The organism is Caldisphaera sp. (genome assembly GCF_023256325.1).
Lineage (GTDB): Archaea > Thermoproteota > Thermoprotei_A > Sulfolobales > Acidilobaceae > Caldisphaera.
The window spans coordinates 90143-107121 of the sequence record NZ_JAGDXI010000049.1 but is presented as its reverse complement, the minus strand read 5'-3'; the positions used below and the strand labels follow the sequence as shown (position 1 = coordinate 107121).

The window sequence follows — 16979 nt, the reverse complement described above, 5'->3', positions numbered from 1 at the left end:
TTTAATTCTAATCTGCTATTATATTATGGGTGCAGGCCCTGGTATCAAAAAAGAAAACAAATATTGACGACTTTATGGAAGATCTAAAGAAAAAGATGGGCTCATATCAAGATAACAAAAAAGAAGAGAACATAAACAATGCTGACAAAAATAAGAAACGAGCTAAGTTTAAAGATTTAACTGATTATATGTATGGCAACGATAACTCTGAAAACACCAAATTAAAATCAACAAACGATGCCATACAAAAAGAAGAGAACATAATAAAGCAAGAAGAGATAAAAAAAGAAGAGATAAAAAATTACCAAGAAAACTTTAGTATTATTAATGAAAATAAAGAAATATCTAATTGGTGGCTATATCAAGAAAACAAATACTATAGCAATGCCTCAGGATATCTATTAGAAGTAAGATACGAGGGTGATATAGGTAAAGCTGTTGCATTAATTTATGATATAAATGAAGGGAAAATTAAAAAGTGGGTCGACAAAACTGGTCATAAGCCCTATTTATTAACAGATATGAGACCTGATGAGGGAAGTAAATCATTTATAGACCTAAGCAAGTATAAATCATTTAGTAACTACGCATATGTAACAAAGAGAAATCCATTAACAAATACTGATATAAAATTAACAAAAATAATAATGGAAGACCCACTATCAGTTAAAAACATAAGGAATGCATTGAAAGATAAAGGTTTTAATGTCTGGGAAGCTGATATAAAATATTTCCTAAATTACATTTATGATAACCAGTTAATTCCAGGAATGCCTTATGACGTTAATGATAAATGGGTTAAAAAAGCCTCAAAAATAGATAAAAGTATGTCTGATTTAATAGATAAGAGCTTTCCAGATAACATAAAAGAACTAGCCTATTTATGGTTACCTGTTTTGGAAGAAAAAGCACCAGATATAGAAAGAGTAGCAATAGATATAGAAGTTTACACCCCAGAAGGTAAGTTTCCGAACGCCGATGAATCTTTTTATCCAATAATTTCTATATCATTAGTCGATAACAAAAACAACAAACAATTATTAATATTAAATAGAGAAGGATCAAAAATTAAAGGAAGTTTGCCTAATGCAGAAATAGAGTTCTTCGACAGTGAAAAAGCTTTGATTTTGGAAGCTATGAGAAGAATTAGCAAGTATCCAATTATTATAACATTTAATGGAGATAATTTTGATATACCATATATTTATAATAGACTTATAGAATTAGGAGTTAATCCTAATGAAATACCTATAATTTTTCACCAAGACTACATAACTTTTCAAAATTCTTTGCATTTAGATCTACATAAGCTTTTTGATATAAAAGCTTTGCAAACTTATGCATTTAATAACAAATATAGAGAAAAAAGTCTTGATGCTGTTGCCGAGTCTCTCTTAGGATCTTCTAAGCTTAAATTAAGCAACAATATAAATGATATAAGTATAGACGAACTAGCTAGCTATAACCTGCAAGATGCAATATTAACAATTTCATTAACAACTTTTTCAAACAGTTTAGTTTGGAATTTGCTTATGCTATTAATGAGAATTAGTAAAATGGGATTAGAAGAAGTATCAAGAACTCAGGTTTCTGCATGGATAAAAAGTACATTGTATTGGGAACATAGAAGAAGAAACTTGCTTATACCAAATAAAGAAGATATATCAAAAGGCCATGATAAAACAAGAAGCACTGCAATAATAAAAGACAAAAAATATAGAGGTGCTATAGTTTTATCACCTCCTCAAGGCGCTTATTTTAGAGTTTTAGTTTTAGACTTTGCTAGCCTATATCCTAGTATAATTAAGAATTGGAATTTAAGTTATGAAACAGTAAATATAAACAATTGCAACGGCAACCAAGTGCAAGTACCTGAGGTTGGCCATGTAATATGCATGAGCAGAAGAGGTATTTCTAGTGAATTGGTAGGATTATTAAGAGACTTTAGAGTAAAGATATATAAAAAGAAGAGTAAAGATAAAAACATATCAGATCAGGAGAGAATTTGGTACGATACTGTACAGGCTGCTATGAAAGTATATATAAATGCAAGCTATGGAGTTTTTGGAACGGATACGTTTAGTTTATATAGTCTTCCAGTTGCAGAAAGCGTTACAGCTATAGGAAGAAATATTTTAAAAGACACTCTTAATAAATCAAAAGAACTTAACCTTCATATATTATATGGAGATACGGATAGCCTTTTCTTATGGGATCCTCCTAAGGAAAAGCTAGAAGAAATAATAAAATATGTAAAAGATAAATATGATCTCGATTTAGAAATCGATAAACAATTCAAAATAGTTCTTTTTAGTGGGCTAAAGAAAAACTATATCGGGATAGATGATTCTAATAAAGTCACAATAAAGGGACTTATTGCTAAGAAAAGCAATACACCGGAGTTTATTAAATTAGAATTCCAAAATGCTTTATCTATTTTACAAAAGCTGAACAAACCAGAAGAAGTTGAAAAAACCCTTAATGAACTAAAAGATTTAATACAACAAATATATCAGAAATTAAAGAAAAAGGAATATACCTTAGACCAGCTAGCAATTACTGTTATGTTAAGCAAAGATCTAAGTGACTATGAAAGAAACACACCACAGCATGTAAAGGCTGCACTATTATTAAAAAAGGAAGGATTTAACGTGTCTAAAGGTGATGTAATTTCCTTTATAAAAACAAAAGACAAGCTTGGGGTAAAACCGGTTAGATTAGCAAAGCTATCTGAAGTTGATACATCAAAATATGTTGAATATATAAGATCTGCATTAGAGCAGTTCTTGTTAGCTTTTGGTGTCCAATGGGATGAACTAATAGGAATTAAAAAATTATTTTAAATAAACAGCAAAAAGCAATCTTCACTCTTCAGGGTTTGGGAAGTAATCATAAAAAAGAACGGAATATCTTTATTTAAATACCTTTTATAGATCTTATGAAGAAGGTGAGAAGTATGAGCTTTGAAAGGGGTAGCAATTATAAGATTATATATAGGAAATCGAATAAAGGAGAGTTTATCTTATTTAAAAGTAATTTACAACAAAAAAGGGAAAAAATACTTATAAAAATAGGAGGAAGGAATATAGACCAGATTTTTAATCAAATTGCTAAGGTTTTAAAAGAAAGGAATTTAATTGAAGATGAAAACGTGTCAAACAATTACATAACTTATAAGTTAAATCAAGATATCGGTCCAATAGTTGGAGGTTTTCTAATATTAATTAGAAGGAGTAGAGAACCTTTGGAATGGATACCATACTTTGGAGACCTAATACAAGGTGAAAAATACATGGGTTCGAAGACAGTCCTTTACCATTTATGGTTTTTAGGATTAGATTTAAGTCAAGATGTAAACAAAAAGCTAAACATGAAATATGAACTAAATCCAAAAGTTTTAGATAGTATAAGCGCTGGAACAAAAATTATAGCTAAAAAACTCTGGAAGATAATGAAATAATTAAAAAAGTGGATGATGACCGATTTCGGCCTGATTTAATGAAGAGCCGTGTGAGGGCTGACACATTTTATTTCTTTATGGCAAATTTAATTATTGTCCCTATAGCAACTATTGCAAGATTTATTCCTAATCCTATTATTCCTATAAATATTGGATGGCCAAACAGTACATAAGATGAAGTGCTTAAAGTCTTAAAGTGATTTGCTAGAAGAACTAAATATATAGATGCAACTAGTGAAACAAACCATCCAACAATTAATGAATATTTTTCTAATTTATTTGTAAGCAGGCCTATAAAAACTGCAGGCAATGTTGTTAATATTATAATACCACCTAGGAGTTGAAGCTGAACGGCGTAAGTCAGTGGAGTTAAAAACACAAAAGCTAACGCTATAAACTTGAAAGCGACAGAAGCCCATTTTGATATTTCGGTTTCCGCTTTGGGAGAAAGATCCCTCTTTAAAGGTTTAATTATATTTCTAGTTAATAGATTTGCCTGGGCTATGGCCATTATAGCAGCTGGAACAAGACCTCCAACGAATATACCCAATAAAATTATCGCAGCAAACCATTGAGGAAAGGCTGTTACAGCAATAGCCGGTATCGAGGCTAAACCTGATAATACCTTTGTTATATTTAAAGCAGCAGGATCTGAATAAACTAAGATTCCCATTATTGCAAGTATTGCTAAACCAATTCCATATATAGGTAATAAGGCTGTACTCATTCTTAATTTTGATTTAGATTCAGCGCTTAGAGATCCGTTTACAGCATGCGGATATAAATATAGGGCAAGCGCGCTTCCTATGAACAAACTAACGTATGCTGAAGCGAATGTCGGCTTAAGAGCTTCCAAGCCTGATACAAAACTATGTGCTTTTGCTGCATCAGCAAAAGCTGTAGTAAAACCTCCATATTTTAATGGAACTACAACAATTAAAGCTATAACTGAAATCCATATTAAAACATCCTTAAAAACTGCCCCAAGAGTTGCACCTCTTAAACCGCTAGTATAAACAAATGCTGCTAATATAATGAATGAAATTATTAGTGCCCATTCAGATACAGCTTTTACTCCCGAATAACCAAATAACATAACACTGAGAACAGCTCTCATACCGTCTATTTGTAAAGCTATATAAGGTAATTCTGCTATTATTCCTGTTAATGCAATAAGTACTGCCAAGATTTTACTATTGAAAACATCTTGAACGAAATCGGCAGCTGTTATATAGCCTTTTTGTCTCGATTTTTCCCACAAAATTGGCATAAAAAGCATTGCTACAGCAAACGTAATAGAAACGTATGGAACTGCAAAGAAAGCAAGGCTACCAGATGCGTACTCTAATGAAGGTATTGCTACAAATGTATATGCCGTATATAAATCGGCCCCTACTAAAAACCAAACTAAGAAAACTCCAAGCTTTCTACCAGCTAAAGCCCACTCGTGAAGTTGACTTAAGTCTCCTTTTCTCCACCTGGACCCATAAAACCCCAAAAAGACAAATACCACAAACAGTACCCAAAACACTATCCAACCTTCAAGTCCAAATACCATTATTTCTCACCTTTTATCCCATAGATAAGCTGCTATTGCATACATTATTCCAGAAATACCCAGCCATAGCGTTTGATACCAATAAAAGAAAGTTAGACCATCAATCGTTGGGTTTACTTTGTTATAAGTTGGATATAGGAAGTAAACAAAAAATGGTATAAGAATTAATATAGCTATAGCAATAATTCTTCCAGAACTTAACTTCTTATTCGCTTCTTCCATAAAACTCACCATTACTTGGTAAAAATTATATACAGACTAGTATAAAAATTTTTCTATTAATTAAATATTTATAAATCACAAAAATAATATGATATTAAAAATTAATTGAAACCCATGATACAAATTTTTATTTAGCTAATTTCTGACCTTTCTATAAGACTCTACCTTTCTAAAATAAAAAGAAATTAGATTATTTTAATAAAATTTATAAACTTTAAAAAGTTATTTATCAAAATTTTTATATATTAAGTTTTAAGGGAGCGTAAAGCACCACCTTCTATCCATTTCATTATTGGCATAGTAAAGCTATGAACCAGGAAGCTTTAATCCTTAGGACAGGATAGTTCGCATTAGACCCGCTTATTATCATCCTCATAAGCTAAGTCTTTATTTGATTTTATTTTAATTACAAGAAATCTTAAATTGAAAAGATCATCTTTTGTATTTATCGCATTAGAAATTTCCTTCAAGAATTCTTCCTCTTTTTTAGAGCCTGCCTCTAAATAATAGGCTACCAAAAGATCCATATCTTTATTCTTTTTTCCTTTACAGCAACTAATAAAATCTTCATAATCATCGATCTTATTCAATATAATGTTTCTAATTTCTCTAAGCCTTAAAATTATCTCTTTTAATTCATTAAGAGTTTCATCCCTATTATCTGATAAATAAGAATTATAAGCTATATTACCATTTTTAATTAGAGAAACTTGCTCTTGCATTAGTTGTGCAATTCTATCAGATTCTTGCTCAAAAATTGTAGAATAAGTATAACAGTCTTTTTTGCATTTACTACTCAAAAATTTCACCGTTATTCTTGGGCAGATCTAATAGTAACAATGCTATTATCGGCTACTCCCTCGTCTTTCATTTGCTCTGGATTAACAAATACCTTCGATTCTTCTTGTATCGAATCGTCAATTTGAGCATCGAACATCAATTTTTTCTTACTCGCGATAACCATTTCCAATCTTTTCTGTATGCCTAGCTGGGTAGCTAACTTTTTTGATAGTTTAGCCGTACCCTTTTCAACAGAATCATCGTAAGAAATCCTTAGCCTTTTTTCTATTACTTTCTTACCTTTTTCTTTAAGTGAAGATGCGGGAGGGATAATAGATAAAGCCTTAGACAAGTCTGCTTTCTCAGGCTTAATTTCTTTACTAGTCCTCTTTGAGCTATCAACTTCTTCACTCACATCTCATCAACCCTTTATCTCTACTTCTTTCCCTAGTTCTCTTAGTTCTGCAGAATTATAAATGAATTTCCTCAAAGAATTTGCTGCATCCTTAATATTTATCCTAACCTGTTTCCATGTATCTCTATCTCTCATTGTTATAGTATCATCTTCTAATGTTTCATAATCTATAGTGAAAACTGCTGGAACACCTATTTCGTCTGCTCTTGCATATCTTTTTCCAATACTGCCATTATCGTCGTATAAGACATTAAACCCTTCAGAAATTAGATATGAGTAAAATTCCCTTGATTTATTAATTAATTTTTCATCTCCTTCTATTAATGGTAATACGGCTGCATCAGCAGGTGATAAATATCTTGGGAATGATAAAACTACCCTCCCATCAACTTCTCTATAAGCATACTCTAATAAAACATAAAGAAGTCTATCTGTACCAAATGATGGCTCAATAACGTGCGGAATAAACTTTCTACCAGCTACTTTTTCTTCTTTCTCAACTATTATTAACGCTTCCTTTGGTATATCTATATTATCAATTGTTAGCTTGCCTTTTTCTTCAATTTCTTTTAAAACATAATTTACATCTGATTCCTCTACTTTTTTCATAAACTCATACGCTTTTGATTTAAAAGTTTTACCGGCATATGCCTTATCTAATAATACTTTCTTTACCTTCATCGTTATTGGTTCTTTATATGGTTCAAATACTTCTAAATCTGCATTGCTAAATTCTTTGTGCCTAGATAAATCATAATTACCTCTATAAGCATAGCCTGCAACTTCTATCCAGCCCCATCTTGAGGTCTTAACCATATGATCGAATGTTTGGCTAGAATAATGTGCCCTCTCCTTAGGCCCTTTTTCTTCAAAGTACATATTGTTTTCTGGTACACCTATTTTTAATAACAATAATTTTCCTGTTACCATCCAATAAGCCATACATGGATTAATAACAAAATTCCTTTCTATAGCTTCTTTTACTGTTACTGTAACAAAACTTCTGTTCTCTTTCTTATATTCATACGGTAGTATGTTTAACGTTTCATTATAATATTTTTCAATACCTGGGCAGTCTTTCTTGTCAGGATTAAAGAAGTATTCCATTTCCATAATTGTAAAATCTCTTAGCCTAATCATTCCCTGTCTTGGGCTTATTTCATTTCTTCCTACCTTTCCCACTTGGGCTATTCCCAAAGGCAATTTATTTCTCAAGGATTCATGGATTCTTTTAAATGCAACGAATATACCTTGAGCCAACTCTGGTCTTACATAACCAACGTTCCCTTCATATGGTCCTATTTGAGTTTTAAACAATAAATTAAATACTTTGACTTCCCCAAGCTCTCCATTACATACTGGGCATCTTAATCCCTTTTCTTTTATTATAGAGCTTAACTCAGACGCACTTAATCCTTCTGCATTTATATTAAGCCTTTCTTCAACCAAATGATCAGCCCTGAAAATCCTTCCACAACTGTTGCACTTTACAATAGGGTCTGTAAAGTTATCTATATGACCGCTGGCTTGATATACAATTGAAGGCCCTATGATTGGTGTTTCAACTTCTACAACTGAGTCTTGGTTGTTTTTAACAAATAGTTCTCTCCACATATCAATTAATTTCCTTTTCAATACAATTCCATATGGGCCTATATCATAAAATCCAGCCTGACCCCCATATATTTCATATGAAGGCCAAAAGAAACCTCTCCTTTTCGCTAGATCTATTATTTTATCGTAAATGTTTTCTTCTGGCAAATTCTCAACCCTTCTTTTCTTATTTATATAGGTCAAAACTTTTATTTAAATAGATTTACAGCTTTTCTGGTGAGGAGATTGAGCTTGAAGGATATCTACTTAACAAAATCATCAAAGAACTATGCTGGCTTGGAAAATAACAAAAATTCAAAATATGAAATTATAGGTGTACCATTCGATTCTTCAACTTCATATAAGCCAGGCACGCGCTTTGGTCCTGATTCTATAAGACAGGCAGCTACCGGATTAGAATCTAACAGTTACTTTTCTGATATTTATTTAGAAGACATAGGTTTAACAGATGAAGGCGATATTTCTGTAGTAATAGGGGATATAAATGAGACATTAAACAGAATAACAGGAGTTATATCAGATGTTCTAGATCTTAATAAAATTCCTATAATGATCGGTGGAGAACACACCATAACTTACGGAGCATTAAGGGCATTTAAAAAGGTCAATATAACTCCATGCTTAATTGTTATTGATGCCCATTATGATTTAAGAGACGAATATCTTGGTTTAAAAAATGGCCATGCCTCAGTAATGAGAAGATCATTAGAATTATTAGGTGGGCCTAAAATAAATTATATAGGCGTTAGAGCTTATTCTAAAGAGGAAAGAAATTATGTATTATCAAAAAACAACATAAATACTGTAAAGACTGGGGATATTTATAAAATGGGCTTAGTAAACGTAATAAATACTGTAAAGAGATTTATGTCTGATTGTAAATATATATACTTATCCATAGACATGGATGGCTTTGATCCTTCATATGCCCCTGGCGTAGGAAACCCAGAACCTGGTGGGATAACAAATTTAGAAGGCCTTACTTTAATAAATCAGCTAGTTGATGAAAGGTTAGTAGGTGCCGACGTAGTAGAAGTTTCCCCTCCCTATGATAATAGTGGTATAACGTCTTCTCTTGCTGCTAAATTAATAAATGAAATAATAATGAAGAATTATATTTCATTAAATAAGAAAAACGTTTAATTAAATAGCATCAACTTTTCTTGGTTTTACAAGCGTTGGAGGAGCCCTCAGTTTAATGAAAACCCTATAACCACATTTAGGGCATATCATGCTATGGTATTGATCCAGCTCTGTTTTGCTAATTTTATATCCGCAATTTAAACACATATAGTAAACTTCCCTTTCTTTAATCCCATAAAGTGGGCCTGAGTATTCTTCTTGTTGAACTTCTTCACTTATTGGCTCACCCATGTTTTCTTCTTCAGACACACTAATGCACCTATCTTTTAGCTGTAGGATAAGGTTTATATTCCTAGATCAACCATAAAAATATTCAGAAGTTGTGAGGTGGCTAAACAAGCCCATGTCAAAAGCCGTTGATTGTGGAGGTCTTCCGCCGGAAATATGTGAACAACTAGCAACTGAGGAACAAATAATAAAGATAAGGCTGGAAACAAGAAGGTTTGGCAAACAGGTAACCGTTATTGAAGGAATAGATGAAAAACAAGTTAATTTTAAGGACCTAGCATCAAAACTAAAGAGTGAGTTAGCTGCTGGTGGAACCTATAAGGAAGGGAGAATAGAGTTACAAGGAGATCATAGGAAAAAAGTTAAGGATATTCTAGTAAAATTAGGTTTTCCGGCAGATAACATAATGATTATAGAATAAATATTTTCAAGTTTAATTTCTAATTTAATTTTTATTTTATCTAAGCATAAATATTTCTGGCTACCCTATCCAATTCGAGATAAAAATGAACGCGGTAGCGATATTTGTTGGAGGATCTACAAAAACTTCTACAATCAATGGAGTTAGCATAGCTGGATCCAGTAGTGAAGAAACTCTCTATACGCCTACACTTGATTTAGAATACATTATTAATGGTATGCCATTAACAAAGAATGAAATACCAGTTACGCCAAATGGTTTGCCCACACCCGCAGTTATAACTAGAGCTTTATTAAGAAGAATCAAAATACCATATTTTGCTGTAGATTCTGGTCTGTACATTAAACTTAAGGTACCTCATATAAAAATACCAAGCGCTATTCCAGGCAATAATATAGAACTTTACGATGCTATGCAAAAAGGAACAGCAAAATCTATATTTGAAGAATCAAAAATCATGGGAGAAATAATATCGAATAAACAAGAAATCTTTTTGCTGGGAGAAAGCATACCAGGAGGCACGACAACAGCTGCATCTATAATAGAAGGGTTAGGATTTAAAGCTGTAGATTTTATTAGTAGTGCATCACCTAATAATCCAAGAGAATTAAAGAAAAAAATAATAGAAAATGCTTTGAAAAGAATTAGCAAAAACGATGATGTTTTCACTATAATAGATAAGATTGGGGATCCTGTTCATATATCACTTGCTGGATTCGCAGCAGGTGCTTTAAAGAATAAATCAACAGTTTTGCTTGCAGGAGGCACGCAAATGGGAGCAGTTTTATCAATATTATATAAATTGAATATATTAGATGAAAGAATAAAAATAGCAACAACAAAATGGATTGCAAATGATAAAGAATCAAATATTTTTAAGCTAATAGAACAAATTGATAAAAGAATTGAAATAATTGTTTCAGATGTAGACTTTTCTGATGCAAAATATGACGGACTCAAATTTTATGAGAAAGGATTTGTTAAAGAAGGTGTCGGAGCAGGAGGAGTTATGGTATTATCTAGATATTTTGGACTAAGCGTAGAAGAAATTAAAAAAGAAATATATAACGAATATGAGAGGCTGATATCTATTGGTAAAAGTAACCATTGAAAACAATAATCTAATTTTAGAATTTGATGAATCGATGGATATAATGACTACAGCTCATAAAAATGCTATAATAAAAAGTAAAACAATAGTAATAAATCAAGTTGAAAAGAATTTTAAAGTAAGAAATGTTGAGAAATATAAAAATGATATTCTAATCAAACTAAATCAAGATAGTAATGTACCAGTTTTTTTAACAGCAGCCGATATAACAAAATATAAAACTAAAGAAAATGAATATGGAGGCGCGTTAATAACAGCTGGATTTGAGGTACCTAATTGCATTTATCAAGAGGAAACTTTTGATGTAGATTGCATTGGAACAATCAATATTATATCATGGCTTAATATAAAATTAACTCTAAGTGGACTACTTGATTTTTTCAGAACTGTGACAGAAGCAAAATGTATTTCATCAAGCGATTTATTGTTAAGGTGTAAATCAAGGTCTTCTGGTACGTCTAGTGATGCAATAGGAGTAGCAGCAAAAATTTCTAATAATGGAATTATGTATAGTGGGATGGCAACAAAACATGGAAATTCTATAGCAAGAATAATACATGAACTTTTAATTTCTTTTGATAAAGATACAAATACTATGCTCAAGAGGTCATTGGGTTTATCATTAAGCGAAATAGTTGATGAAGCAATGTTTATATATAATAAAGCTCCTGTTCCGAACATTGATGGAAAACAAGTCTATAATATGATCTATAAAGAGCTTGAAAATGAATTAAAAGATCCAAATGTTTGGTCTTATATCATTGCAGCAAGAGAACTAGATCTAAGAGGAGAAAGCAATACATTTCCTTTTTTATCCAAAGAGGAGTATGAAAGAGATTCTAAAATGATTATAAGTGATGAGGCATTAGCGTCTTCTTTAAGTATTTATTTATCAGGCTTCAAAGGTTTAACATCTACGTATTGGGTTGACACAATTAAGGACAAAGAAAATCTAAAATTTTCTAAATTGCCAATGTTTGAAGATGATATAGTTTCTGCATTAATAGGATCAACCCTGTCAAGAATTTATGACCATCTTTTAAGGGGAAAATAAATGGATTATGATATAGAAATTGCATTAATTATGGCTGGTGGTAAGGGAAAAAGATTTGGATCGAGCATGAAACCTTTTGTAGAAATTTGTGGAAAGCCTATGATATTTAACATAATAAATAAAACAAGAAAAATTTTTAAATTTACAATAATAGCCGTTTCCGCCAATGTAGAAAGCTTTTTGCACGTTCTAAAAAATAAATATAAAGATGTGATGCTTATTTATACAACAGGCATAGACTATTCTATAGATATAGGAATTATATTAAATATTATAAAGGAAAGGCCTATAATGATTTTTCCTTCTGATATGCCAAATATTACCGAAGAAACAATAAAATATGTAATAAAATCTACTGAAGATATTAAGGAAGATATAATAACCATAACAGACATGCATGGAAACCCTATTGGTATTTCTATTATAAAAGGCTATAATTTAAATAAGTGGACAAATTTTGCCTTAGATAATAAAAACATTCTTAATATAAATACTGTAGAGGATTTTGAAAAAGCCAAGATGATGTGCAATGATTAAAAGAAAACATGGAGGGATTAAAAATAAAAGACTTATTGATTTTAGTTCTCCAACAAATCCTCTCGGGCCACCAATTTTTACTGAAAAACTATTAAAAAAATGTATTAATCAAAAACATTATAGATACTACCCATCATATAAGAAATTAATTGCAATGCTATCTGAATATTGGAATATAGATGAAGATTATATAATACCTGTAAATGGAAGCGATGAAGCATTAACTATAACTCCATTGGCGTTAAAATTAAAGAAACTTATAATATTAGAACCTAATTTTGGCGATTATGATCTAATGTCGAATAATTTAAAAATAAAGCTCATTAGACCAACTATAGATTTGAGGAAAGAAGATCCAGCTGTTGATATAGATAAACTAATCAACATATTAAATAGGAATAAAGATTTCCCACTATTAATTTCAAGACCAAATAACCCAACAGGATTTTGTATTGAGAAAAATGAATTAGAATATTTGTCATCTAGGATTAATAATATGATTATAATAGATGAGGCCTTTGTTGAGCTTTCCGATTGCGAAAGAATTAGACCATCAGAAAATTATGTGATAATAAGAAGCCAGACAAAAACGTTTTCAACTCCTGGATTAAGACTTGGAGAAATAATAACCCTAAACAGGAAACTCTTAACTGTTTTAGAATCTTCTTTACAAGCGTGGCCTATTGATTCTATTACCAATTGTTTCTATTCAAATCTATTTTACGAAAAGGAATTTATAAAAAATTATTTAAATAATGCAAACAACTTAATTGCTAAGGAAAAGGAATTTATAATGAGAGAGCTTAAAAAAATAATTAAATATAAGAGCAGAACATCATTTATATTAATTAAACATGAAAACATACCAAATCCACATTTTAAAAAAGAACTAATAAAAAAAGGTTTGTTTATTAGAGATGCTTCTTCCTTTTACGGATTAGATAATTCATTTTCCAGGATATCTATAAAGAATCATGAAGAAAATCTAATACTAATAAATGCGATAAATGGTGTTTTAAATGAGCAAGAAAATAGTTGAAGATTTCCTTAGTTTAATTTCTTTCCTAACTATAATACCTACAGGATACTATAATATAGAAGGTGCATCTAATGCTCTATACCTTTCTCCAATTTTAGGAATCATAGAGGGTTCTATAATTGGTTTAATAGCTTTGTTATTAAAATTTAACCCATTAGTAAACGGTTCTATACTTATTGCTATTCACATAATAATAACCGGAGGGTTAAATTTAGATGGATTTGCTGATTATTCTGATGTTATAGGATCTAGAAAAAAGGGAGATGATGCCATCAAAATACTAAAGGATCCTAGAAAGGGTAGCTTCGCAATAGCATTTACAGCAACATTAATTATAATTAGATTTTCATTATTTTCCTCTATACATAATATATTTCCAATTCTTTTTTCATATCTATCAGGATTAGAATCTGCCTATATAATTTCATATCTATCTCCTATTCCTAATTATCAAGGATTAGGAAGTTTATTTATAAAAAATTCAAAAAACATTAGGAAGATTACTATTAACTTAGTAATATATTTTTTAATATTAATAGCTTTACTCTTATTTACAAAAATAAAATTTATTTTGTTATCTCAATTATCTCTATTATTAATACCAATTATAATTAATGATGCTAAAAAAAGAATAGGCTTTGTTAATGGAGATGTAATAGGCTTTACAATAGAATTAGTAGAAGTTATCTCATTGCTAATTTCGGTGATTATATAATGATTTTTTTACCAAAATTTTTGTATCCAAGCCCTATTTATTTGATTTTATCATTAACTATAGCCACAATAATGGATTTTATTTATCCGTATCATAAAGGTTTTTTATATAAAATACATCCAGTTCATACCTCATTTATATTATCTCAAAAATTGTTTAAACCGTATTCATCAAAAATGTATGGATTTTTTGTCTGGATATTTGTATTGTTGTTTCATTTATTTATCTATTTGTATATTTTATATATCTCATATAAATTAAGCATTATTATTTGGATTATAGTTTCTTCGTATATATTGAAAACCTCTATTTCATTTACACTTTTGTATGAAATAGTAAATAATGTTAGAAAATCTTTAGAAGAAAAAGACATTAATAAAGCGAGAGAATTTGTAAGCAATATAGTTAGAAGGCATACAAATAATTTAGACGATAGCCATATAGCTTCTGCAGCCATAGAATCCCTTTCAGAAAGCTTTGTAGATAGCGTGTTATCACCTTTATTCTGGTTAATATTATTTGGACCAATTGGATCATTAACACAAAGAATAATCAATACTTTAGATGGATCTCTTGGATTTAAAGATCCCATGTATAAAGATGTAGGCTATGTTAGCGCTAAGGCTGACACAATAATAAATTATGTGCCAGCAAGAATATCAGTAATAGTATTTGCTATATCATCTATTATAATGGGTAAAGATATTAAATCATTATTTTCATGTTGGAAAAAATATAGAAAAAAGACAGAGAGCTTAAATGCAGGTAATCCTATGTCATCTTTAGCTGGAGCCATAAAAACAAGCCTTGAAAAAATTAACAGTTATAAGTTATGTGACTTTGATTTACCTGATCACAATAAAGTAAATGATGCTATGAAATTAACTTTGCTATCTTATGTTATATCAATATTAACATCAATGATAATAATTTATATAATATAAAAACAATAATAAAATTATATAAAGATTCTCTAAAATGTAAAATGCTGTGAGTTAGTAATGTGTATTGATTATGCTGAAAAGTTATCAAGAATAGTTTATAAGGATTCAGAGAAAAATAATTGTGACTGTTTATTATTTAGTGGAGGGATTGATACATCGTTTATTCTTATGTCATTAAACGAAAAACCTAAAACCGTTTCGGTTTTATTTAGGAATTCAAAAGATGAAGAATATATTAGCTATGCAGCTAAAAAACTTAACATTGAAAATCATAAAATAACTATAAATAGTGAAGAAGAAGTCGATGATTGCTTGAAGATAGCATTAAATGTATTAAGAACAATAGATCCTATTGAAATTATTTCAGGTATTTCAGTTTGCATGGGACTTAAAGAAGCAAAGAAATTAGGATGTAACTGTGTTTTAACTGGAGATGGAGGAGACGAGTTATATTTTGGATATGATTTTTTACTAAATAAATCAGAAAGTTATTTAAGTAGCTGGTTAAAAAACGTTGCTAAAAATGCTTTTTTCAATTCAATACCAATTTCCCAATATCTAAGCATAAAAACTATATTGCCTCTGTTTAGCGATGAATCTAAAGAACTCTCTTTTAGTATCCCTACAAGATGTAAAATTAATGAAATAAATGGCAAAATTTTTGGCAAATATTTTATGAGGCTATGGCTCTATAAAAAAGGATTAGAATATATAGCTCTAAGAGAAAAGACCCCGATAACTTCAGGCACTGGCTCTGAAATTTTATTAAATCATTGGAAAGAAAAAGTTAAAATTGATGAAATACAAGAATATAAGAAAAAATATAAAATTAATTTCCCTTCATTATCTCATCTATACCTATTTAAAAAAGGTTTGGAAATGAATTTATTTAATAACGAGCTTGAAAACAAATCAAAATACAATAGTTGCCCTATATGCGGCCATGAACTCAAAAGAAATTTTTGTAAATTCTGTGGGGCTTATATCAATGATAGTGTTTCCGTATATAGAGATTTCTAAGATATTTTATTAAGAAGGTTTAACAAATAAAGTCCGTTACTAAGCATCCATTCATCGTTATTAAAATAAACATAAGCTTCTTTAGGATTCAATTCAATAATTTTGTTCGCAACCATTCTCAGCTCGTCCTCTTTATATTCATAATAATACCACCTAGTTTTTCCGTGCATTCTTAAATATATTATACCATTACTCATGGAATAATATTCAATTATAGGGGAACTAATGCTTACAAAAGTTGCATCAAGCCTTTTTAAGATATCTATAGTATCTTCATTAAACCATGATTCATGCCTAAACTCTATTGCAATTCTTTTTCCTAAACCCCCTTCTTTAATAAATGATGATAATCTTTCTATATTTTCATCATTTTTTATAAAAGATGGCGGCAATTGTATTAAATAAAAAGATACAATATTATCCATGGATTTAAAAGTATCTAAAAACTTCTTAAATACTTCCCAGGCATCTCTGTTTAATCTATGAGTATGAGATATTGATTTATGAACCTTTATTGACCACTTTATTACAGAGCCTTTCTCTACCCATGATTTTATTTGATTCTTATACGGAAATCTATAAAACGATGAATTTAGCTCAACAGTATTTAAACCTGATTCCTTTATATACCAATCTAAAGATCTACCTTTGTTCCAAGGATACATCCAGCCAGATGTCCCAACATATATTTTCAATTTTCACCCCAATTTTTATGTGT

At 30.2% G+C, this 16979-nt stretch carries 18 protein-coding genes; 11 read left to right on the top strand and 7 right to left on the bottom strand.

From position 1 onward, the window contains the following. The first annotated feature begins 29 nt into the window (after positions 1–29). On the top strand, positions 30–2843 hold the full coding sequence (locus tag Q0C16_RS07880; RefSeq protein ID WP_292321086.1) for a DNA-directed DNA polymerase I: 2814 nt from the start codon (positions 30–32) through the stop codon (positions 2841–2843). 113 nt (positions 2844–2956) lie between these two features. After that, on the top strand, positions 2957–3460 hold the full coding sequence (locus tag Q0C16_RS07875; RefSeq protein WP_292321084.1) for a hypothetical protein: 504 nt from the start codon (positions 2957–2959) through the stop codon (positions 3458–3460). A gap of 67 nt (positions 3461–3527) precedes the next feature. On the opposite strand, the gene Q0C16_RS07870 is transcribed toward Q0C16_RS07875, so the two are convergent. The 5 genes from Q0C16_RS07870 to glyS form a co-directional block, all read right to left on the bottom strand. Next, entirely contained in the window at positions 3528–5018 is a 1491-nt protein-coding gene (locus Q0C16_RS07870; RefSeq protein ID WP_292321083.1) for a sodium:solute symporter, read from the bottom strand. Positions 5019–5024: 6 nt separating this feature from the next. Next, positions 5025–5240, bottom strand: a complete 216-nt coding sequence (locus tag Q0C16_RS07865; protein WP_292321081.1) for a DUF3311 domain-containing protein — start codon at positions 5238–5240, stop codon at positions 5025–5027. A 350-nt stretch (positions 5241–5590) separates the two neighbouring features. Beyond that, positions 5591–6040 carry a hypothetical protein gene (locus tag Q0C16_RS07860; RefSeq protein ID WP_292321079.1) on the bottom strand — a complete coding sequence of 150 codons (450 nt, stop codon included), beginning with the start codon at positions 6038–6040 and terminating at the stop codon, positions 5591–5593. A gap of 11 nt (positions 6041–6051) precedes the next feature. Then, the gene (locus Q0C16_RS07855; protein WP_292321078.1) at positions 6052–6435 is read right to left on the bottom strand and encodes a hypothetical protein; all 384 of its coding nucleotides are present in this window, start codon (positions 6433–6435) and stop codon (positions 6052–6054) included. 6 nt (positions 6436–6441) lie between these two features. After that, entirely contained in the window at positions 6442–8196 is a 1755-nt protein-coding gene (gene glyS, locus Q0C16_RS07850) for a glycine--tRNA ligase (RefSeq protein WP_292321077.1), read from the bottom strand. Between the two features lie 78 nt (positions 8197–8274). Here glyS and speB point away from each other — a divergent pair, with 78 nt between their 5' ends. After that, positions 8275–9192 carry an agmatinase gene (gene speB / locus Q0C16_RS07845; protein ID WP_292321076.1) on the top strand — a complete coding sequence of 306 codons (918 nt, stop codon included), beginning with the start codon at positions 8275–8277 and terminating at the stop codon, positions 9190–9192. On the opposite strand, the gene Q0C16_RS07840 is transcribed toward speB, so the two are convergent. Further along, complete coding sequence (locus Q0C16_RS07840) at positions 9193–9441, bottom strand: zinc finger domain-containing protein (RefSeq protein ID WP_292321074.1); 249 nt, start codon at positions 9439–9441, stop codon at positions 9193–9195. 94 nt (positions 9442–9535) lie between these two features. On the opposite strand from Q0C16_RS07840, the gene yciH reads away from it, so the two are divergent. The 8 genes from yciH (at position 9536) to Q0C16_RS07800 (ending at position 16261) form a co-directional block, all read left to right on the top strand. Beyond that, positions 9536–9841 (top strand): stress response translation initiation inhibitor YciH, encoded by a 306-nt coding sequence (gene yciH, locus Q0C16_RS07835; RefSeq protein ID WP_367117939.1) that lies wholly within the window; start codon positions 9536–9538, stop codon positions 9839–9841. Positions 9842–9926: 85 nt separating this feature from the next. Further along, entirely contained in the window at positions 9927–10952 is a 1026-nt protein-coding gene (gene cobT / locus Q0C16_RS07830) for a nicotinate mononucleotide-dependent phosphoribosyltransferase CobT (protein WP_292321070.1), read from the top strand. Beyond that, positions 10933–12006, top strand: coding sequence for an adenosylcobinamide amidohydrolase (locus Q0C16_RS07825; protein WP_292321067.1), 1074 nt, complete (start codon positions 10933–10935; stop codon positions 12004–12006). Before cobT ends, Q0C16_RS07825 begins: the two co-directional genes overlap by 20 nt. Further along, a complete protein-coding gene (locus tag Q0C16_RS07820; protein ID WP_292321065.1) occupies positions 12007–12543 on the top strand; it encodes an NTP transferase domain-containing protein in 537 nt (178 codons plus the stop codon). Further along, on the top strand, positions 12536–13582 hold the full coding sequence (locus Q0C16_RS07815; RefSeq protein WP_292321063.1) for an aminotransferase class I/II-fold pyridoxal phosphate-dependent enzyme: 1047 nt from the start codon (positions 12536–12538) through the stop codon (positions 13580–13582). Before Q0C16_RS07820 ends, Q0C16_RS07815 begins: the two co-directional genes overlap by 8 nt. Continuing rightward, the gene (locus Q0C16_RS07810; RefSeq protein ID WP_292321061.1) at positions 13563–14297 is read left to right on the top strand and encodes an adenosylcobinamide-GDP ribazoletransferase; all 735 of its coding nucleotides are present in this window, start codon (positions 13563–13565) and stop codon (positions 14295–14297) included. The genes Q0C16_RS07815 and Q0C16_RS07810 overlap by 20 nt, the downstream gene beginning before the upstream one ends. Then, positions 14297–15241 carry a cobalamin biosynthesis protein gene (locus Q0C16_RS07805; RefSeq protein WP_292321059.1) on the top strand — a complete coding sequence of 315 codons (945 nt, stop codon included), beginning with the start codon at positions 14297–14299 and terminating at the stop codon, positions 15239–15241. Before Q0C16_RS07810 ends, Q0C16_RS07805 begins: the two co-directional genes overlap by 1 nt. Positions 15242–15298: 57 nt before the next feature. Next, complete coding sequence (locus Q0C16_RS07800) at positions 15299–16261, top strand: asparagine synthase C-terminal domain-containing protein (RefSeq protein ID WP_292321057.1); 963 nt, start codon at positions 15299–15301, stop codon at positions 16259–16261. Here the strand turns inward: Q0C16_RS07800 and Q0C16_RS07795 are convergent. After that, positions 16258–16956 carry a DUF72 domain-containing protein gene (locus tag Q0C16_RS07795; RefSeq protein ID WP_292321056.1) on the bottom strand — a complete coding sequence of 233 codons (699 nt, stop codon included), beginning with the start codon at positions 16954–16956 and terminating at the stop codon, positions 16258–16260. The two genes, Q0C16_RS07800 and Q0C16_RS07795, sit on opposite strands and share 4 nt — an antisense overlap. Positions 16957–16979 lie beyond the last annotated feature (23 nt).